The 19,993-nt window shown below is 43.8% G+C and carries 18 protein-coding genes and 2 tRNA genes; 14 read left to right on the top strand and 6 right to left on the bottom strand.

Features of this window, described 5'->3' with window-relative positions:
* The first annotated feature begins 8 nt into the window (after positions 1-8).
* From H7F15_RS04685 to H7F15_RS04660, 6 genes are read left to right on the top strand one after another with little or no spacing between them, the layout of a single operon-like run.
* Entirely contained in the window at positions 9-1,379 is a 1,371-nt protein-coding gene (locus H7F15_RS04685) for a hypothetical protein (RefSeq protein WP_185195791.1), read from the top strand.
* A complete protein-coding gene (locus H7F15_RS04680; RefSeq protein WP_185195790.1) occupies positions 1,380-2,381 on the top strand; it encodes a glycosyltransferase family 1 protein in 1,002 nt (333 codons plus the stop codon).
* Positions 2,378-3,523 (top strand): glycosyltransferase family 4 protein, encoded by a 1,146-nt coding sequence (locus H7F15_RS04675; RefSeq protein ID WP_185195789.1) that lies wholly within the window; start codon positions 2,378-2,380, stop codon positions 3,521-3,523. Before H7F15_RS04680 ends, H7F15_RS04675 begins: the two co-directional genes overlap by 4 nt.
* 7 nt (positions 3,524-3,530) lie before the next feature.
* Positions 3,531-4,100 carry a putative colanic acid biosynthesis acetyltransferase gene (locus tag H7F15_RS04670; protein WP_185195788.1) on the top strand — a complete coding sequence of 190 codons (570 nt, stop codon included), beginning with the start codon at positions 3,531-3,533 and terminating at the stop codon, positions 4,098-4,100.
* 15 nt (positions 4,101-4,115) lie between these two features.
* Positions 4,116-4,859, top strand: a complete 744-nt coding sequence (locus H7F15_RS04665; protein ID WP_185195787.1) for a glycosyltransferase family 2 protein — start codon at positions 4,116-4,118, stop codon at positions 4,857-4,859.
* Positions 4,860-4,886: 27 nt separating this feature from the next.
* The gene (locus tag H7F15_RS04660; protein WP_185195786.1) at positions 4,887-5,627 is read left to right on the top strand and encodes an FkbM family methyltransferase; all 741 of its coding nucleotides are present in this window, start codon (positions 4,887-4,889) and stop codon (positions 5,625-5,627) included.
* Between the two features lie 51 nt (positions 5,628-5,678).
* On the opposite strand, the gene H7F15_RS04655 is transcribed toward H7F15_RS04660, so the two are convergent.
* A tRNA-Asp gene (locus H7F15_RS04655) sits at positions 5,679-5,752 on the bottom strand.
* Positions 5,753-5,808: 56 nt separating this feature from the next.
* Positions 5,809-5,882: transfer RNA gene (locus H7F15_RS04650), tRNA-Asp, on the bottom strand.
* A gap of 226 nt (positions 5,883-6,108) precedes the next feature.
* Between H7F15_RS04650 and H7F15_RS04645 the strand changes: the two genes are divergently transcribed.
* The 6 genes from H7F15_RS04645 to H7F15_RS04620 all read left to right on the top strand — a co-directional run bounded on the left by H7F15_RS04645 (position 6,109) and on the right by H7F15_RS04620 (position 10,716).
* Positions 6,109-7,059 (top strand): acetyl-CoA carboxylase carboxyltransferase subunit alpha, encoded by a 951-nt coding sequence (locus tag H7F15_RS04645; protein ID WP_185195785.1) that lies wholly within the window; start codon positions 6,109-6,111, stop codon positions 7,057-7,059.
* A 195-nt stretch (positions 7,060-7,254) separates the two neighbouring features.
* On the top strand, positions 7,255-8,100 hold the full coding sequence (locus H7F15_RS04640) for an MBL fold metallo-hydrolase (RefSeq protein WP_185195784.1): 846 nt from the start codon (positions 7,255-7,257) through the stop codon (positions 8,098-8,100).
* A 3-nt stretch (positions 8,101-8,103) separates the two neighbouring features.
* Positions 8,104-8,877 carry a patatin-like phospholipase family protein gene (locus H7F15_RS04635; RefSeq protein WP_185195783.1) on the top strand — a complete coding sequence of 258 codons (774 nt, stop codon included), beginning with the start codon at positions 8,104-8,106 and terminating at the stop codon, positions 8,875-8,877.
* A gap of 184 nt (positions 8,878-9,061) precedes the next feature.
* Positions 9,062-9,688, top strand: a complete 627-nt coding sequence (locus H7F15_RS04630) for a hypothetical protein (RefSeq protein ID WP_185195782.1) — start codon at positions 9,062-9,064, stop codon at positions 9,686-9,688.
* A 93-nt stretch (positions 9,689-9,781) separates the two neighbouring features.
* Complete coding sequence (locus H7F15_RS04625) at positions 9,782-10,333, top strand: 1-acyl-sn-glycerol-3-phosphate acyltransferase (protein WP_185195781.1); 552 nt, start codon at positions 9,782-9,784, stop codon at positions 10,331-10,333.
* 32 nt (positions 10,334-10,365) lie between these two features.
* Positions 10,366-10,716, top strand: coding sequence for an MmcQ/YjbR family DNA-binding protein (locus H7F15_RS04620; protein WP_185195780.1), 351 nt, complete (start codon positions 10,366-10,368; stop codon positions 10,714-10,716).
* A gap of 76 nt (positions 10,717-10,792) precedes the next feature.
* Here the strand turns inward: H7F15_RS04620 and smc are convergent, their stop codons facing one another.
* Complete coding sequence (smc, locus tag H7F15_RS04615; protein WP_185195779.1) at positions 10,793-14,314, bottom strand: chromosome segregation protein SMC; 3,522 nt, start codon at positions 14,312-14,314, stop codon at positions 10,793-10,795.
* Between the two features lie 179 nt (positions 14,315-14,493).
* On the opposite strand from smc, the gene H7F15_RS04610 reads away from it, so the two are divergent.
* Positions 14,494-14,979 carry a hypothetical protein gene (locus H7F15_RS04610; RefSeq protein WP_185195778.1) on the top strand — a complete coding sequence of 162 codons (486 nt, stop codon included), beginning with the start codon at positions 14,494-14,496 and terminating at the stop codon, positions 14,977-14,979.
* Between the two features lie 81 nt (positions 14,980-15,060).
* Here H7F15_RS04610 and H7F15_RS04605 read toward each other — a convergent pair whose 3' ends face one another.
* The 3 genes from H7F15_RS04605 to pckA form a co-directional block, all read right to left on the bottom strand.
* Entirely contained in the window at positions 15,061-15,732 is a 672-nt protein-coding gene (locus tag H7F15_RS04605) for a DUF4159 domain-containing protein (RefSeq protein WP_185195777.1), read from the bottom strand.
* A 19-nt stretch (positions 15,733-15,751) separates the two neighbouring features.
* The gene (locus tag H7F15_RS04600; protein ID WP_185195776.1) at positions 15,752-16,471 is read right to left on the bottom strand and encodes a 16S rRNA (uracil(1498)-N(3))-methyltransferase; all 720 of its coding nucleotides are present in this window, start codon (positions 16,469-16,471) and stop codon (positions 15,752-15,754) included.
* Positions 16,472-16,641: 170 nt separating this feature from the next.
* A complete protein-coding gene (gene pckA / locus H7F15_RS04595) occupies positions 16,642-18,258 on the bottom strand; it encodes a phosphoenolpyruvate carboxykinase (ATP) (RefSeq protein WP_185195775.1) in 1,617 nt (538 codons plus the stop codon).
* Between the two features lie 226 nt (positions 18,259-18,484).
* On the opposite strand from pckA, the gene H7F15_RS04590 reads away from it, so the two are divergent.
* Positions 18,485-19,900, top strand: a complete 1,416-nt coding sequence (locus H7F15_RS04590; RefSeq protein ID WP_185195774.1) for a peptide MFS transporter — start codon at positions 18,485-18,487, stop codon at positions 19,898-19,900.
* Positions 19,901-19,993 lie beyond the last annotated feature (93 nt).

The raw sequence follows: 19,993 nt of genomic DNA, 5'->3' as shown, positions 1-19,993 counted from the left end.
ACCTCTAAATGAGTAGCAGTGTGCAAAATAATAAGGTTGGTTACCAAATCGGGATTCTGATTTGTGTTGCAACTTTGCTGCTTATCTTTACAAGTTTGTCTTTCTGGGCAATAACAGGAGCGTTGTTCTTTACTTATATATTTGTTAATCTCTTATTTGGCTTTGGTGAAGGAATACCTGTTAATCTGGTTGTTATCTTTATCGCAACCCTACAGTGGGTCATTGGGCCTATTTTAAGCTACTATACAGGTATTAATCATCCATTCTATAAAATGCATGTCCCGGAAGATGTATACTTTAGTTACATTATTCCGGGGGCCATACTTTATTATGTTGGATTATCTCTACCTGTACTAAGGGTGCATAATATATCAGTTGCTCAAATCGGACAGCTTGAAGAGGCTACAACCAATAAGGTGATGAGTGCTTACTATTTGTTAGGTATTGGGTTTGCAGCAAGTTTTTTAGCAGCTTTCGTACCACCATCTCTTTACTTCTTTTTATACCTGATATCCCATCTAAAGTATATTGGCGCGTTTTATTTGTACTTGAGCAGAGCTGGGAATAAAATAGCTCTATATGTAGTCTTTGCTTTTCTACTGTTAGAAGTTCTATCCTCTGCTATTTTTCATGACCTTTTGCTTTGGGGGCTTTTTTTTATGTTTATATATACAATTAAAAACCATATAAGCATGCCAAAGAAACTAGCCTATGTAGCTTTGGGCTTTTTTCTTTTATTGGTCTTACAATCTGTTAAATATCAATATCGCAATATAGCATGGGCTAATGCCTCTTTAAGTTCGTTTGCCCGTACAGAGCTTTTTACGAATATGATATTTAATACATTGCTTTCACCTGAAAGTATGTTTGAGCAACAGAAAAACGAGAATACTATCACCCGTCTAAACCAGGGGTGGATCATAGCGCGGGTAATGAATTATGTGCCTTACAGGGAACCATTTGCTGAGGGCGAAACTATAAAGAATGCCTTTACTGCTTCTTTACTTCCCCGTTTTATAGCTGAGTCAAAAGCAACGGCCGGAGGGCGGGAGAACATGCTTCGTTTCACAGGAATAGAGCTCCAGTATGGCACGAGTATGAATATAAGTATTATAGGGGAAGCCTATGCTAACTATGGGCGTAGTGGCGGTATGGTGTTTATGTTTTTTATAGGACTAATATTCAGTCTCATTCTCCGCTTTATACTCATCAAAAGCCTGGATAACCCGACACTAATTCTCTGGATACCGTTTTTGTTTTTGCAGGTTATAAAGGCGGAAACGGATGTTATTACCACACTTAACTATGTGGTAAAAGCATCCATCGCGATGTTTATAGTTTTCTGGACCTTCAGGAAGGTATTAAAAGTCGAGTTATAGATGGGGAAGAGTAGGATTGATATTGCCTTTTTCTTCCGCAAACCAAGGAGAGGGGCTTATAGTATAGAAAGCCTGTTTCATAATGTGCAGCAAGGTCTTGGAAATAGCACCACATACGTAAATCATTTTCTGTCTTATGATAGCAAAGGCTTTGTAAACAGATTAAAGCTAGTCCTTGAAGCATTTAATAAGCGTGGGAAAATCAATCATGTAACAGGGGATGTAAACTTTATTACACTGCTACTGCCTGCTTCAAATACGATCCTTACCATACATGATGTAGAATCATTAGTCAGAGAGAATGGTATAAGCAATTTTATACTTAACTTCTTCTGGCTAAAATGGCCTATAGCCAGGGTAAAGTATGTAACTGTAATATCGGAAGCGACCAAAGCCAGCTTGGTTAATTTACTACCTTCAAGTGCCGAAAAAGTAGTTGTAATCCCAAATATCATTTCTGATAAATTTCAGTTTATACCTAAAGCAGCTATACTATCTAAGCCGGTTATCTTACAGGTAGGAACCAAGTATAACAAAAATATAGAACGAACCATTGAAGCCATAGCAGGTATAGATTGCCTGTTTATTATTGTTGGATCACTTTCTGATGATCATAAAAACCTGTTAAATAGGCACCAGATAGATTATCAAAACATGGTTGATATCACAGAGGAAGAACTGAGGGTGTTATACATTAAAGCAGATGTTGTTACTTTTGTGTCACTCTTTGAAGGTTTTGGTATGCCAATTCTAGAGGCTCAGGCAACAGGCCGGCCAGTTATAACCAGCAATTGCAGTTCGATGCCTGAAGTAGCAGGTGAAGGGGGGGGGCTTTTTGTAGACCCTAATAATGTAGATGAGATCCGTGAAGCAGTACTGAAGGTTCTGAATGATGCCCAATTAAGAGAAGAGCTGGTTGCCAGAGGCCTAGAAAATAGTAAGCGCTATTGCAAGGAAGTGGTTGCTAAGCAGTACCTCGACCTGTATCAAAAACTTGGATGAAGAAACTCCGTGTACTTATTTTCATAGATTGGTTTCTGCCTGGTTATAAGGCCGGTGGACCTGTACAGTCGTGTGCAAACATGATGGAGCAGCTGCAGGATGAATTTGATTTTCTGGTAATTACGCGTAATACAGATTATTGTGATGCGGAGCCCTATGAAGGAATTTTACCAGATACCTGGACGAAATTAAACGGGCAATTTCAGATATACTACTCATCTGACAAGAAGCTTTCTTATACTACTATAGTAAAAGCTGTGCGTGAAGCACAACCGGATGTCATCTTCATCAATGGTATTTATTCTTTATACTTCTCAGTACTTCCTTTACTTATTTCCAGGCAGTATAAAGATGCTAAAGTGATTGTATCAGCCAGGGGGATGCTGGCACCAAGTGCTATTAACGTAAAAGAAGGCAAGAAGAAAATCTTTCTTCAGGTAGCAAAAACATTCGGATTATATAACCGGATTTGTTTTCATGCTACAAACGATACGGAAGAGCTACATATCAGGAAGCTGTTTGGCTTGAAGCAACAAATAAAAGTAGCTCCCAATCTTTCCAAAAATTCATTTCTTACGGTTTCAAAACTGCATAAACAAGACGGCATGCTGCGTTTGGTCAGTATAGCCCGGGTATCACCTGAGAAGAATATCAAGTATGCCCTTCAGGTATTGCTGGAGCATAAATTTTCGGGAGAGATTGTATTTGATATTTTTGGTCCTTTGTACAATGAATCTTACTGGGCTGAGTGCTTAGAGGTGGTCAAATTGTTACCCGACAGTATTCGTGTAACGTATCGAGGCAGTATAGAAAACTTAAAAGTTAGTGAAACACTGCAACAGTATCATGCACTTTTTCTACCTACTCAAGGCGAGAACTTTGGACATGTGATAATGGAAAGCTTTGCTGCAGGGCGGCCGGTTATTATTAGTGATCAAACTCCCTGGCGTTCTCTGGAAGAACAACGCATCGGATATGATGTTCCACTCAACAAACCAGCTGCTTTTGCTGAAATTATACAATATATGCTTGATCAGCCACAGGAAGAGTATGATAAGTTTACAAATGCAGCGTATATTTATGCACAACAGGTAAGTCAGGATAAGAAGGCACTTGAGCAAAACAGGTTGTTATTCAGGTAATGTAAATGTGAATTCTACAGCAAAATATACGACAGAATTATCCAGGTATAGTAACGACTGGTATAATCCGGGTGCAGGTGGTATCAAGCGATTAAGCTGGTATTTTATAAATGTGCTGTTCTTTATTAATCCGCTTAACCCCATTAATTCTTTAAAGATATGGCTGCTGCGTATGTTTGGGGCCAAGGTAGGGAAGGGAGCGGTGATAAAACCTGCTGTCAACATCAAATACCCCTGGCTGCTCCAGATTGGCAACTATAGCTGGATTGGGGAGAACGTTTGGATTGATAACCTGGTTCAGGTAACTATAGGAGATAATGTAACACTATCGCAGGGCGCCATGCTATTAACCGGTAGCCATGACTACAAAAAATCAACCTTTGACCTTATAGTTGGAAACATAGTTCTGGAAGAAGGTACCTGGATAGGAGCGAAGGCTATAGTTTGTCCTGGCGTTACGTGCGGACCTCATAGTGTATTAGCTTCAGGCTCTGTTGCAACTACTGATCTGGAACCCTACACTATTTACCAAGGAAACCCTGCTACTCTAAAACGTGAGCGTCACATATCAAATTAAATCTCATTTCTGTTCGTGAAAATCTCTATCATCACAATTGTATACAATAACCGTGAAACTATAGCTGATACAGTTGAGTCAGTATTAGGGCAAAGCTACCACAATATTGAATATATAGTTATTGATGGTTTATCTACAGATGGTACAGTAGAGATTCTAAAAGGATACGAGAATAGGATAACTAAACTTGTGTCCGAAAAAGATGGTGGTCTTTATGATGCTATCAACAAAGGGATAGAGCTCGCTACGGGAGATGTGATTGGTTTTCTACATTCTGATGATATCTTCCACTCACAAGAAAGTGTAACCTTTATTGCTGAGGCTTTTAAAGCCAATGGCACTGATAGCGTTTACGGAGACTTGTTATATGTACAAAAGGACAATACTAATAAAATAGTACGTAATTGGGTCTCAGGGAATTATGAGCGGAAAAATTTTTTATTAGGCTGGATGCCACCTCATCCGACATTTTATGTAAAGCGGGAGGTTTATCAAGAGTTAGGGCTGTATAATACTTACTTCAAAAGTTCTGCCGACTATGAGTTGATGTTACGTTTCCTATATAAGCATAATATTTCAACTTCCTATATCCCAGTAAAACTGGTTAAGATGCGTGTTGGCGGAAAGAGTAACGTAACATTAATGAATCGCATTTTAGCAAATCAGGAAGACCACCAAGCGTGGGTTATCAATGGCTTAAAGCCACTTTTCTTCACTAGATTTTTTAAGCCACTCTGTAAACTAATTCAATTTATATAAATTAGGAGAATCATTAATAATTAAAGTATGGGCCTGAAAGGAAAAGTAAAAGACTTTATTGAGAAAAGAACCAATTTTAGATTCTATTATAACCAAGTTCCATTTGGGATAGATCCATTTGAAGATATCAAAATGATATGGAAAGGTTATAGAACTAATATATTATTTGATGTTGGATCAAATGAGGGACAGTCTGTTCGTGATTTTCTTATATTCGATAAAAAGGCGAGCATTTACTGTTTTGAACCAATTAAGAGTACATTTGAAAGTCTATCCTCTAAATTTAGACATCATAATAATGTTAAAACCCATATGCTTGCATTAGGTTCTTTCGAAGGTGTAGTCAAAATGAAATTAAGTGACTCTTCTTGTATGAATAGTATAGTTTCAGATTCTGAGGATAGCTCAGAAGAATTTGTTCAGGAAAACATTCAATCCAAAACACTTGATAATTTTTGTAAAGAAAACTTCATTGAGCATATAAATTATCTAAAGATAGATACTGAAGGATATGATTTGGATGTTCTGAAGGGTGCAAATAGGATGCTTGATTCAAGTAAAATAGATTTTGTTCAGGTAGAAGCTGGTATGAACCCTCAAAATAATTATCATGTTCCGATGCAAAACCTAAAAACATTTCTAGAAGATAAAGGATATTACTTATTTGGGATATATGATCAAAAACATGAATACATTCCGGTTTGGAGGCCTTATCTAAGAAGGTGTAACATGGTTTTTGTAGCAAAAGACTTTTATTATTCAAATTAGTACAAACAAAAAAGCCCCTGAAAATTAATTCAAGGGCTTCCCTTAAGTAAGCGGTCCGGACGGGACTCGAACCCGCGACCTCCGCCGTGACAGGGCGGCATTCTAACCAACTGAACTACCGAACCAATAAATTTGATAAGTAAGAGCCTTTTGCTCTTTTGCGTTGACCGCAGATAATCTGCGGTCCGGACGGGACTCGAACCCGCGACCTCCGCCGTGACAGGGCGGCATTCTAACCAACTGAACTACCGGACCAACTTTGTTTTCCCTAACGCTGTTCGTTAAAGTGATGCAAATGTATAGCGTAATTTCGGATTGTGCAACACTCCAGCATATTTTTCCTGCTATATTTTGAATTTGAGAAGCTAATTTATTGTGAACCACCGGATTTATTTTTTATCGGCAGTATATTTTTTAATCTTCCATGCCTGTGTATCTATAATCTCTTAAATTTGTAGCTGAATAATCAGAGAAGATACTTATGCTTTTAGATTTCGAACAGCCTATTGCTGCCCTGGAAGGCAAATTGCAGGAAATGAAAAAACTGGCCAGCGAGAGCCAGGTAGACGTTTCGGAGGCGGTAAAGGCGCTGGAAGAGAAGATTAAAAATCTTAAAAAGGAAACATACGCCAATCTTACCCGCTGGCAGCGAGTACAGCTTTCACGTCATCCTGACAGGCCTTATACCCTGGACTACATAAATGGCATCACCGACAAGTTTGTAGAACTGCACGGTGACCGTACTGTTGGCGACGATAAAGCTATGGTTGGTGGCTTTGGAGAGGTAGATGGACGTAGCATCATGTTTATTGGCCAGCAGAAGGGACGTAATACCAAGCAGCGCCAGTTACGTAATTTTGGTATGGCTAACCCGGAAGGTTACCGCAAGGCGCTGCGCCTGATGAAAATGGCCGAGAAGTTTGGTAAACCTATAGTTACCCTGATCGATACACCAGGAGCATTTCCGGGACTTGAAGCGGAGGAACGCGGACAAGGTGAAGCCATTGCCCGTAACCTGAAAGAGATGTTCATGCTGAAGGTACCGGTTATCTGTATCATCATCGGTGAAGGTGCCTCAGGTGGTGCACTTGGTATTGCGATCGGTGACCGGGTAATGATGCTGGAAAATACCTGGTATTCGGTTATTTCTCCGGAGTCTTGCTCGTCTATACTATGGCGAAGCTGGAACTATAAAGAGCAGGCAGCCGAAGCTCTGAAACTTACTGCAAATGATATGTTGCAACATAAGCTGATCGATGGCATCATAAAAGAGCCGCTTGGCGGTGCCCATACTGAGCCAGAGAAAATGATGAAGACCATGAAGCGTGAGATTATTAAGCTGCTGGATGAATTGGAGGGCATCGATCCTGAAGAACGAATGATGCAGCGCATCGAGAAGTTCTCGGATATGGGAGTGGTGCTTGAACGTTAGAAAGTTTAGAAGTTAGAAAGTTAAAGAGGTAATGAAGCTCCGGTTTTGTTACCTCTTTTTGTTTTGATATATTGGCCTCAGTTGATTGTATAAGTTTAATCAATCATAAAAAGTTAGTTTCTTCATTTCAAACTATAGGTTTTATTCCACGTTTCTACCTTTCTAACTCCCAAACTTTTTAACTTTTTAACTACTATGACCCTTCACGTTATCGATACTGGATTTTTTAAACTGGATGGCGGTGCCATGTTTGGTGTGGTGCCGAAAACGATCTGGCAACGTAGCAACCCGGCTGATGATAATAACCTGTGTACCTGGGCTATGCGCTGTTTGCTGATCGAAGACGGTAACCGCCTTATTCTGATCGATAATGGGATAGGGGACAAACAGGATGCAAAGTTCTTCAGCCATTACTATTTACATGGAGATGCCTCCTTGCAGAGTTCACTGAAAAAGGCCGGCTTTGCACCAGAGGATGTTACTGATATGTTCCTGACGCACCTTCACTTTGACCATTGTGGGGGAGGTGTAAAATATAAAAATGGAGACAGAGCGCTGGAACTGGCCTTCCCGAATGCTACGTACTGGTCCAATACCGACCACTGGAAATGGGCTACAGAACCAAATGCACGGGAGAAAGCTTCTTTTCTGAAAGAGAACATACTGCCAATACAGGAGAGTGGTCACCTGAAATTTTTTGTACCGGGGCAAACCTCACCTATTCCGCAGTTTACCGATGTACTGTATATGAATGGCCATACCGATAAAATGATGCTGCCCGTGCTTAACTATAAAGGCCACAAACTGGTGTACATGGCTGATCTGCTGCCATCGGTGGGGCATATTCCGCTGCCATACGTGATGGGGTATGATACACGACCGCTACTGACACTGGATGAGAAATCTGCTTTTTTGAATAAGGCCGCTGATGAGAACTATATCCTTTTTTTTGAACATGATGCCGTAAACGAGTGCTGTACGGTACAACACACAGACAAAGGCGTACGCCTGAAAGAAACATTCCGTTTAAGCGAACTATAGTTTATGAAGGTAGGACTGGCCTTGTCGGGTGGAGGCGCCCGTGGTATTGCGCACCTGGGCGTTTTGAAGGCATTTGATGAGCTGGGTATAAAGGTCTCCATCATTTCCGGGGTTAGCTCTGGCGCCATAGCGGGTACGCTGTATGCGGCAGGTTATAGCCCGGTCGAGATCCTGAAACTTATCAAAGAGCTCAGCATTTTCAAGATCATACGTCCTGCTATCGGCAAAGCCGGTTTGCTGCACCTGGATGAAGTTGAGAAGCTCTACCATAAATACCTCGGAGCAAACCTTACCTTTGAAGACCTGAAGCTGCCGGTAATTATCAGCGCAACGGAAATGAACGAAGGCGTAACTGTATACTTTTCGTCAGGGGAGGTTGTAAAGCCATTGATCGCATCTTCTGCAGTACCGATCCTGTATCATCCCATCCAGTACCAGGGCAAATTACTGAACGATGGCGGCCTGCTTAATAACCTGCCACTTGATCCCTTGCATCAGAATTGCGATATCAAGATTGGCGTGCATGTTAACCCGATCAATCATCAGGCAAAAATAACTACGCTCCGAAGCATGGTAGAGCGCACAGCACACCTGGCCATAAACAACAATGTAAAGATGCGCCTGCACCTCTGCGATTTCCTGATTGAACCGCCTGAGCTTAAATATTTCCGGTTAATGAGTTACCGCAAAGCAGACGAGCTGTTTGATATTGGATACAGGTATACGTTGCACCTTGAAAAGCACTTAAAGCAATTACTTCAAAGGCAGTTGCTATAGTTTTATAGTTCAGAAAGTTAAACAATTTAGTTTTGCCTGATTCAGGAGCTTTGCAGCTTGTAGGCTATAACTTGAGTAAAGGGGAATTATCTTATTTAGCTATTATAAAAAAAATTATAGTTATAGTGTAAATATTATTACTCAGACTTCGTACAAGAGGTAAATTGTTTAACACCTTGGTTCTATGAAGCAAATTATACTTGCACTCTTACTATTACCCGCTTTTGCGTTCGCCCAGGAAAATGAAAGTTTTATGTTTAGAGCCAAAGTAAAGCACGGTTCTATACTGGTGGGGGGAAACCTGAGTGGTTTTGCTTATAAAACAACGGACAACCTGAACAGCCCAACCGGCACAAAAGAAGAAGGGCGAAGAATACAAGCCAACCTGCAGGCTAAGAACGGTTACTTCATTATGAACGACCTTGCTATAGGCCTGAACATTAACCTGTACCACGAAAGCACGAAAATAACTACAGACCCCGAGCAGGAACCCTTCCGGGAGACCTATTTATTAGGAGGACCATTTGTGCGTTATTATCTCCTGAATGGCGTATTTGGTGAGGCCGGCGTAAGTATTGGCAAACATAACTTCTCCGATGGTTTTCAGTCTAACTTATTGGAGGGCAGTGCCGGTGTTGGGTATGCTTTCTTTTTTAACGAGAAATTCTCGATAGAACCTATGCTGTCCTTCCGGTATTTCAGGCAGACTAAAGACGACAAAGCCTATACCAGTTTCGGACCGATGGTTGGGGTGGGGTTCCAGGCTTATTTATTGCGTAAAAGAGCCCACGTGATCAAAATTGGTTTGTAAATACGGCATTTTGTGTGTATTTATACAGCATAAAAGCAAACTATAGAAGGTCGCTATAGCGTATAGCGACTTTTCATTTTTACACCCAACCTCATGTTTGGCAAATTATTAGCAAAACTGATTTTTAAAGTTGCCGGTTGGAAACTGAACGGTAACCTTACCCCCGAAAACCGCCGCTGCGTAATGGTAGCCGCACCGCACACCAGCAACTGGGACTTTATTTATGCCCGCGCTGCTTTTTACCTCATGGAAGCGCCCATACGCTTTACCATTAAAAAAGAGTTTATGGCTTTCCCGTTCGGTCCATTGCTCAAGGCCATGGGAGCGTTGCCGATCGACAGGTCGCGTAATACTAAAATGGTTGATGCCATGGTCCGGATTTTTAACGATACGCCGGGCGATATGTGTGTACTGGTAACACCGGAAGGTACCCGCAAATACCAACCGCGCTGGCGCAGGGGCTTTTATTATGTGGCCTTAGGTGCCGGTGTACCCATCGTGCTGGGTTACCTTGATTATGCCAAAAAAGAGGCTGGTGTTGGCCCGACTATTTACCCAACTGGGGATATAGAAGCAGATCTTGAAAAGATCATGGCTTTTTACCGCACCAAAACAGCCAAGTTTCCGGAGAATGGAGTTCGGTAAGTTAGAATGTACGGTAGCTAAAGAATTATAAAGTGAATATTGAAGCTTTACGTGAACTATGCCTGGGTTTGCCTGGTGTAACAGAGGATATTAAGTGGGGTGCAGACCTGTGCTTTTTAGTAGGAGCGAAGATGTTTTGCGTAACAAGTATAGATCCGCCACATTCGGTTTCGTTTAAAGTTACCGACGACGAATTTGATGAAATGGCAGCCCGGCCCGGTATAATTCCGGCGCCGTACATGGCCCGCAACAAATGGGTAAATGTGCAGGAGTGGAATATTCTTACAGATGCAGAGTGGGATACTTATGTTAAGCAGAGCTATAGTTTAGTTAAAGCCAAACTGCCTAAAAAGTTACAGAAAGAGATTGATGCTATGGTTTGATATCTATAGTTGATGAAATTAGAAAGGCTCCCGAACTATAGTTCAGGGGCCTTTCTCTTTATAGGTAAACTATAGTTTAGGCGATCTGCCTTAAATCAACCGGAATAACTCTGGAGATACCTGCTTCAATCATCGTAATGCCATACATAACGTCGGTAGAAGCCATGGTGCGCTTATTATGCGTTACAACTATAAACTGCGAATCGGTGGAGAAGGTGCGGATGATGTTGTTGAACTTGTCAATATTGGCATCATCCAGTGGCGCGTCTACTTCATCAAAGATACAGAAAGGCGCCGGCTTCAGTAGGTAGATCGCGAAAAGCAGCGAAATAGCCGTTAATGTCTTCTCACCACCTGATAGCTGGTTTATAGTTAGCGGTCGTTTGCCTTTCGGCTGGGCCATGATCTCGATCTTTGATTCCAGCGGGTTGCTCGGGTCGGTGATCACCAGGTCGCAGTTATCTTCATCGGTAAACAGGCTGCGGAACACGCGTATAAAGTTGCCTTTGATCTCGTTGAACGACTCCATGAACTTCTCTTTGGCTACGGTATCAATCTCATTGATCGTATCAATCAGGGTGTTCTTGGCATTTACGAGGTCGTTGCGCTGCTCTGTGATGAATTTATTACGTTCTTCAATTTCAACGTAAGCTTCGGCGGCCATGGCGTTTACCGGTCCCATTTTATCAATGGACGCCCGGAGTTCCGCAATGTATTTGCCCAATTCCTCGGTAGCCATTTCAATCGTTTCATCGGCTGGCAGGTTCAGGTCTGTTGTCTCGATGTTGAACTCCACAGCCAGACGTTCCTGCACCGAAACCAGTTTGATCTTGGTGTCGTTCAGAGCCTGCTGCATACGCATCAACAATTCATCAGCGTTTTGGCGCTTGCGCTGGAGTTCACGGATCATTTTGTCCTTTTCATCCAATTCACCACGCAAACTGAAGTACTTCTTTTCAATTTCTTCCAGCTCGTAGCCAAACTCGCGGCGGGCCTCCATCATCTGCTCTACTATAGCTTCGTTTTCCTCTATAAAGGTGTTGGCTATAGTTATTTCTTCTTCAGCTTTGGCCATTTCCTGCTTCAGGTTCTCAATGCGCTCCTGGTTCGTCTCAACCGTTTTCTGCTTATAGCTTATTTCCTGCTGCAAGCTGGCGAAGCGGTTCTTCAGTTGGTGGAACTGGATGTTCTGCTGGTTGTACATGCCGTTTATCACAGCGATCTGTTCCTGCTGACGATTCAGCTGCGATGTATAGACAGCCAGTTCTTCTTCGAGGCGCTTCAATTCCTGCTGGTCGGTTTCCGCAACCGGCGACATTTCCAGGAACAGTCTGCTCAGTTCATCTTTACGCTGAAGGAGCTCTTCTTTTTTCTGGGTATAGTTGTGGCGGTTTTGCTGGTGCTGCTCATGTTTAATGCGTATTGTGAGCAGTTCCTGTTGCTGTTTGGCCGTCTCGCGCTCCAGTTCCTTAATACGCTCTTTCTGCGACTCGCCTTTATAGTTCAGCAGGATCTGCTGCTGCGCATTTACACGGCTCTGCAAAATATCTGTCTGCCTGATCAGTTCTTCCACTTCTTTTGCCAGTGTTTCCAGGTTCTGTTTGCGGCCCAGACGGTTTCCATCCAGCACGCCTACAGATCCACCCGATAAACTCAACGGCTTTTTAATAGCTGAGCCATCTTTCAGAAGTATCGTTTTATAGTCTGTATCATACAGATCCACGTCATCGCTGATGTAGACATTGTTGAGCATATACTTCAGCAGCTCGCTATACTTTTTATCAGCTTTCACCACTTCGTAGGCCGCTTTCAGGTCGCCTTCCGAGTAAGTCCCGGTTGGTTCCAGTTCTTCTATCTCCGAAAGTATAATAAAGTTCGCACGGCCCTTATTCTGGCTCTTCAGCAGCTCCACGGCATCCAGGGCATCCTGCAGGTCATCCACTACAAAGAAGTTCATGTAGGGCTCCAGGTAGCTTTCTATAAGGCCTTTGTAGGCAGGCTCGCAAACGATGATATCCGAAAGGAGCGGAGCAGGCTTTTGCCAGTCGCCGGACTGCGCCAGAAACTTAATGGCTTCCGGAAAGCCTTCCATGTTCTCGACCAGCGATTTGGTGAGGTTATACTGATTTTGTTTGGAGTCACGGGTACGGTTCAGGTCAACCAGCTGCACTTTCAGCGCTTCAATATCCAGCTCTGTTTTCTCGATGTTCTGCAGCAGGGTTTCTTCTTTGGCTTGCAGGCTTACAAGTTCTGAGGTGGTATTTTCGAGCAACTCCTGCGCTTCCTGAAGCTGTTCAGCCAATAGCTGCGCATCTTCATCAGCTGTAAGCTGCTGCTGTTCCATGCGGTCAAGGTCAGCAACTATAGATTGGATCTGCACATTGCTTATTTCCAGTTGTTTGTGGTGCTGGAAAACAGCGTTCTGCTTGTCACGATGCTGCAGGCTCAGATCCTGGAAGGAATCCTGCAGTGTCTGTTTTTGCTCATTAGCTTCCTGCAATTGCTCTTTTAGCGCCTGTACCTGCTCTTCAGCAGTGCCAAATTGTTCCTGTACCGCTTCCAGTTCATCGCGCAGCTGCCCTATACTTTCCTGTATATGCTCCACATTCGACGAATCCTGGCTGATTTGCTGACGCAGTTGCGTGATACGTTCTTTCAGGTAAGTACTGCGCTCGGCTTTTAGTTTTATATCATTCTCCAGCTGGCGCAGTTTGGCAGTCTGAACCTGCATGGTTTTCTGCATTTCGCTGAGCTGTTCCTGGGTGCGGTTCAGTTCTTCTTTCTGGTCGGCAATCGCGTCTTCTGCTTCGGTTACTGCACCGACGTAGTCTTCTTTCAGAGCCGTCTCGCGCTGTACGTCCTGCTCCAGGCGCTCCATAGTTTGCTGGTACTGGCTTATGTTGCGGCGGGCAAACTCCAGGCTGTGCTTCTTATAGTCTTCCTTTAATTGGAAATATTTAATAGCCTGTTTGGCTTGCCGTTCCAGGGTTTTCATATTCTTGCCGATCTCGAACAACACGTCTTCCACGCGCTCCAGGTCGGCATCTGTTTCTTCCAGCTTTTTAAGGGTCTGCTTTTTACGAACCCTGAACTTGGAGATACCGGCAGCTTCTTCAAACAACAGGCGGCGCGAGTTTTCCTTATCGTTCAGGATCTCATCCACCATCTTCAGTTCGATGATCGCATAGCTGTCCGAGCCGATACCAGTGTCCAGGAAGAGTTCGTTGATGTCTTTTAGTCGGCAGGGCACCCCGTTCAGTAAATACTCGCTGTCGCCGGAGCGGTGGTAGCGGCGGGTAACGGTCACCTGCGAATATTCGGTTGGCAGAACTCCCCGGTTGTTGTCGAAGGTGATGGATACTTCGGCCATCTGCACCGGCTTTCGGGTTTTGGAGCCGTTAAAAATCACGTTCTCCATTTTGTCGGAGCGCAGGTTGCGGGTTTTCTGCTCGCCCAACACCCAACGGATGGCATCCACCACGTTAGATTTACCGCAGCCGTTCGGCCCTACAATCCCTGTTATGCCTTCGTCGAAGTTAATGACCACACGGTCGCCGAAACTCTTGAAGCCTTTGATCTCTAATCTTGATACTTGCATGCGCTAAAAGCCGAAATTCTGTATTCCAATCTCAAAAATAAGACTATTTCCCGTATCTAAGAAAGTGTGCGCCCGGTTTAAACTATAGTTTTTATTTATTCTATAGTTTGTGAAGGAGAAGCCATAACCTGCAAGGATTTATAGTTCAAAATCACTATATTTGGTAATACGACGAGCTAATGGAAGATTTTAAGGTCATATTCTACATACTGCTGGCAATCGGGTATTTTATTTTCAACTTCTTCCGGAAGAATTTTAAAGAAGATAACAGCCAGCCAAAGAAATTCAGGGACGAGAATGCACCGCCTGTACAGCGCCCGCAGCAACGGCCACCGGTTCCGGTTACGTCGTTTGAGGATATTCTGCGTGAACTGCAGCCTAAGGTAGAGCAAGCCAGAACAACTGCCAAAACTATAGTTGAGCCAAAGCAACCAGTACATGAACCTGCTTATAATGTGAGCCGGTTTGAGCATACACAACCCGAAGCTGTATCCTTAGAAAGAACTATAAGAAAGCGGGCCGAAATAGCCAACCACGATGCGTTTAAGGCCTATAGTTTAAAGCCCACAACCACGCTTAACCGCTTCGACCCATCGATACTCCGCAACCCGCAAACAGCCCGCGACGCGTTTATTTTATCAGAAATTTTTAACAGGAGATATTAGACCAGTGATTTAATGGATTTAACTGATTATATAAGATTTTCTATCATGTTAAATCTCGAATAATCGTGTTAATCACTGGTCCTATTGTAGTCCGCTGCCTTGGGTAAGAGCGAATGTCAGGATGTTGGCGCCCATTTGCAGAGCTTCCCGGCGTTTGTTTTCCGGATCGTTGTAAACTTCTGCGTCTTCCCAGCCGTTGCCTAAATCGGTTTCGTAACTATAAAAGCAAACCAGCCTCCCTTCGTGAATGATGCCAAAGCCTTGTGGTGGCTTGTTGTCGTGCTCGTGTATCTTTGGTAGGCCGTTCTTGAAAGTGTATTTCTGTTTATAGATCGGGTGGTTGAAAGGGAGCTCCACAAACTCATACTCCGGAAATACTTTCTTCATTTCTTTCCGGATGTACTTATCCAGGCCATAGTTGTCGTCGATGTGCAGGAAGCCGCCGCTGATCAGGTAGTTGCGCAGGTTCTGTGTTTCTGCGTCTGAAAAAACCACGTTGCCATGGCCCGTCATGTGTACGAAGGGGTAAGTAAAAAGCTCCGGGCTGCCAACTTCCACTACATCTTCGTCGGGTTTGATGTTCATGTTCAGGTTCTGGTTGCAGAATTTGATCAGGTTGGGCAGGGATGTTTTGTTGGCGTACCAGTCGCCGCCACCGTTGTACTTAAGTTTGGCTATTTTTAAACTATAGCGCTGCGCCATGGCTGGCATGGTAAGTAAAACTATAAGCAGCAGGAGCAGGGTTCGTTTCATAAACTATAGTTATGGTCTGTCAGTCTAACGCGGTATAGATCTCGTGTAGTACCTGTAACGTATGGCAGGCAACAAGGGCTGCGGTTTCGGTACGTAATCGGCTTTCGCCCAGCGTTACAGGACGTATACCCGCTGCATAGGCTGCCTGAATCTCTGCTTCAGAGAAGTCGCCTTCCGGTCCGATCATGATGCAATGCGGCTGGTTTACCTGAAAGTAATGCTTTATAGGTTTGGTGGCATCTTCTTCTAAGTGAGCGATAAAAGTACTTTCTGGCAAAGCCTGCGTGATGAACTTATGGAAAGGTGTCATGTCGTGCAGCAGGGGCAAATAACCTTTCTGAGATTGCTTCATGGCGCTCACGGCTATTTTTTCCAGCCTGTCAAGGCGCAGCTGCCGGCGCTCCGAATGCTCGCACAACAGGAACGTAATTTCGCTTACCCCAATCTCTACGGCCTTCTCTACAAACCATTCCATGCGGTCTATATTTTTGGTAGGTGCCACCGCTATATGCGAAATGTAAGGCAATTTGCCATACTCGATCTGTTTATCGATGATCTGCAGCTGGCACTTTTTAGGGTTCGCATCCTGTATGATAGCCGTATACAATCCACCTACACCATCTACCAGGTAAACGGTATCGCCCTGATGCAATCGTAATACACGTGTGCAGTGTTTCGATTCTTCTTCGCTCAGCGTGTAAAATTCTGTGGTAATATCCGGTGTATAGAACAGGTGCACGTTTGTTAAATTAAGAATTAGGAATTAATAATTATAAATTTCAGATAAGTCAGCTCACATCAATCTAACTATAGTTACGAAACTATAAAATTTATGCTGATACTGTCTCTTAAAAATATAAAAGCCCCGCTACTATTGGCAACGGGGCTTTTACTAACTATAGTTTGGGCTTAGTTGGTAGCTACTTCTACCTGTGGGGCACCAGCTAAAATATCATCGTTGGCATACTCCGCATACTTACCGAAGTTCTTCACGAATTTAGAAGCCAGGTCTGCCGCTTTGGTATCGTACTCTTCCTTGTTAGCCCAGGTGTTACGTGGGTTCAGGATCTCAGCAGGTACATTAGGGCAGCTATCCGGCATCTCGATACCAAATATCGGGTGCTTGGTGTAGCTTACATCGTTCAGTTCGCCGTTAAGGGCAGCCGTGATCATGGCACGCGTATAAGGTAGCTTCATGCGCGAACCAATACCGTAAGGACCACCTGTCCAGCCTGTGTTAACCAGCCATACGTTTACGTTGTTCTCTTCCATCTTCTTGCCCAGCATTTCGGCATATTTGGTTGGGTGCAATGGCAGGAAAGCAGCGCCGAAGCAAGCTGAGAAAGTAGTCTGTGGCTCTGTGATACCAACCTCTGTACCGGCAACCTTCGCGGTATAACCAGAAATAAAGTGGTACATGGCCTGGCTTGCGTTCAGTCTTGAGATCGGAGGCAGCACACCAAACGCATCAGCTGTCAGGAAGAAGATATTTTTAGGGATATCTGCTCTTGATGGCTCAACGGCGTTATCGATGTGGTAAATAGGGTAGGCGGTACGTGTATTCTCTGTTACAGAGCTGTTTGTATAGTCTACGGTACGCGTTCCTTCTACAAAACGGGTGTTCTCAACTATAGCTCCGAATTTAATCGCATCCCAGATCTGCGGTTCTTTTTCACGGGTCAGGTCGATCACTTTAGCGTAGCAGCCACCTTCGAAGTTGAATACCGAGTCAGCAGCCCAGCCGTGCTCGTCATCACCAATCAGGCCGCGGTTAGGGTCAGCAGAAAGGGTTGTTTTACCGGTACCGGACAGTCCGAAGAAAATAGCAGTGTCACCGTCTTTGCCTACGTTGGCAGAGCAGTGCATCGACAGGGTGTTCTTTTCGTGTGGCAGGATATAGTTCAGCACACCAAAAATGCCTTTCTTCATTTCGCCGGCATAGCCTGTACCACCGATCAGGATCATGTTCTTGGTGAAGTTGATGATGGCGAAGTTAGCCTGGCGGGTGCCGTCCACTTCCGGATCTGCCTGAAACTCAGGGGCACAGATAATCGTAAACTCAGGGTTGTGATTTGCCAACTCTTCTTCGGTCAGGCGCAGGAACATGTTGTTACAGAATAAGTTCTGCCACGCCTGTGTGTTAACGATGCGCAGATTCAAACGGTATTCCGGGTGAGCACCTGCGTAAGCGTCACGTACATACAGTTTTTTGTCTTTCAGGAAATCAACCATTTTAGCTTGTAGCTGGTCAAATTTCTCCGGATCAAAAGCAATGTTAATGTCTCCCCACCAAACAGAATTTTCTGTTTTGGCATCCTTTACTACAAAGCGGTCTTTAGGAGAGCGGCCTGTAAATTTTCCGGTGTCGCACATTAAAGCGCCGGTGTCGGTCAGGTAACCTTCGCCGTTCTTAATGGCTTCTTCCACCAGTTCAGCCGGACTCAGGTTCCAAAGCACTTCTTTCGCCTCTTTAATACCTAAGCTGTCTAAACCTACTGCATTAGATTTATGTCCAGATTCTTTCATTTGAAATTTTTTGGGTTAATTGAAATAAGGTGGTGTTCTTATATAATGGTACAAAAATATTAAAAATAATATATCTAAGTAACTGTTACGATATTTATATCTGCACGGTGCGCCCGACACACTATAAAACGAAAATATTTTGCTGTTTGTCGCTAATCTAATATATTTACCTTCTTTGTAAGTAAGCTTATCTATTGTTAACTAAACAATCAACTAATCTAACTCTATGTCTGTTAACCTTCAACCCACCGATGCTGCGGTGGATAAAGAGAATCTAAAACATCCTAAAGGGCTGTACCTGTTGTTCTTTACAGAGCTATGGGAACGCTTCAGCTACTACGGTATGCGCGGCCTTTTGATGCTATATCTGACAAAAACTGCCATGGAAGGCGGTTTGGGGTACAGTGTAGCCGACGCAGCATTAATTTACGGGTACTTTACCGGTTTCGTATATTTTACGCCTATCATAGGTGGTTGGTTGGCCGATAAATACCTGGGGCACCGCAAAGCCATTCTGATAGGGGGTGTGCTGATGGCACTTGGCCAGTTCAGCTTGTTCTCTACGCCTTACGTTGGCAAAGTAGAGATGACGTACCTGGGCCTGTTGCTTCTTATTATTGGTAACGGTTTCTTTAAGCCAAATATTTCGTCTATAGTTGGTAACCTGTATGCGCAGGGCGACCCGCGCCGCGATTCAGCGTTCACCATCTTTTACATGGGTATCAACATCGGTGCTTTTTTCGCGCCGCTGGTGTGCGGTTTCTTAGCTGAAGACTACTTCGCAACAAAGGCTGTAGTTAATGGCGTGGAGACGGTAACTAACTATGGTTTCCAGTACGGTTTCCTTGCTGCCGGTATCGGTATGGTAATCGGACAGATTGTATTCAACGCATTAGCGCCTAAACTGCTTGGCGACCTGGGCTTAAAACCTGTAAAAGCAGAGAACGATGCCTCTGGCCAGCCGGTTAAAAAAGACAAGCTTACAAAAGAGGAGATCGACCGTGTTTCGGTTATCTTCATCATTTCGATCTTTGTTATCTTCTTCTGGGCTGGTTTTGAGCAGGCCGGTAGCTCGTTAACGGTTTACACCGACAAATACATCGACCGTGAAGTATTCGGTTATCTGATCCCTACATCATGGTTCCAGTCTGTTAACCCACTGTTTATAGTTATGTTTGCTCCGCTTACAGCGCAGGTTTGGTTATACCTGGCTAAACGCGGTAAAGACCTGAGCATACCTACCAAAATGGGTCTGGGTATGATCCTGTTGGGTGTTGGTTTCTTCTTTATGGTGGGTGCTGTTATGCAGCGCGGCGGCGTTGAAGACGAAACAGTAAAAGCAAGCATTATGTGGTTGCTGGCAACTTACTTCTTCCACACCATTGGTGAACTTTGCCTTTCTCCAATCGGTCTGTCGATGGTAACACGTCTGGCACCTGTTACGCTGGTATCGATGCTGATGGGTGTTTGGTTCCTGGCGCCGTTCGTGGCTCAGATCGCAGGTGGTTACATTGCGTCTTATGTAGAAGAGCTTGGTGCCTTGACCATTTTCTCTGCAATCGGTGCCTTTGTTATCTTAGCAGGTCTGATCCTGATCGCGCTTACCAAAAAGCTGATGTATATGATGCACGGCCGCGGCTAAGCATTCAATAAAATAAGTTTGTAAAAAGGTCCTGCTATTAGTTAGCAGGACCTTTTTTATTTCATAATTTTTATACTTTTGCAATTGCTGCGC

This window comes from Pontibacter sp. Tf4 (assembly GCF_014212495.1).
Taxonomy (GTDB): Bacteria; Bacteroidota; Bacteroidia; order Cytophagales; family Hymenobacteraceae; genus Pontibacter.
The sequence above is the reverse complement of the archived record's forward strand: the minus strand, read 5'-3'. Positions and strand labels throughout refer to the sequence as shown.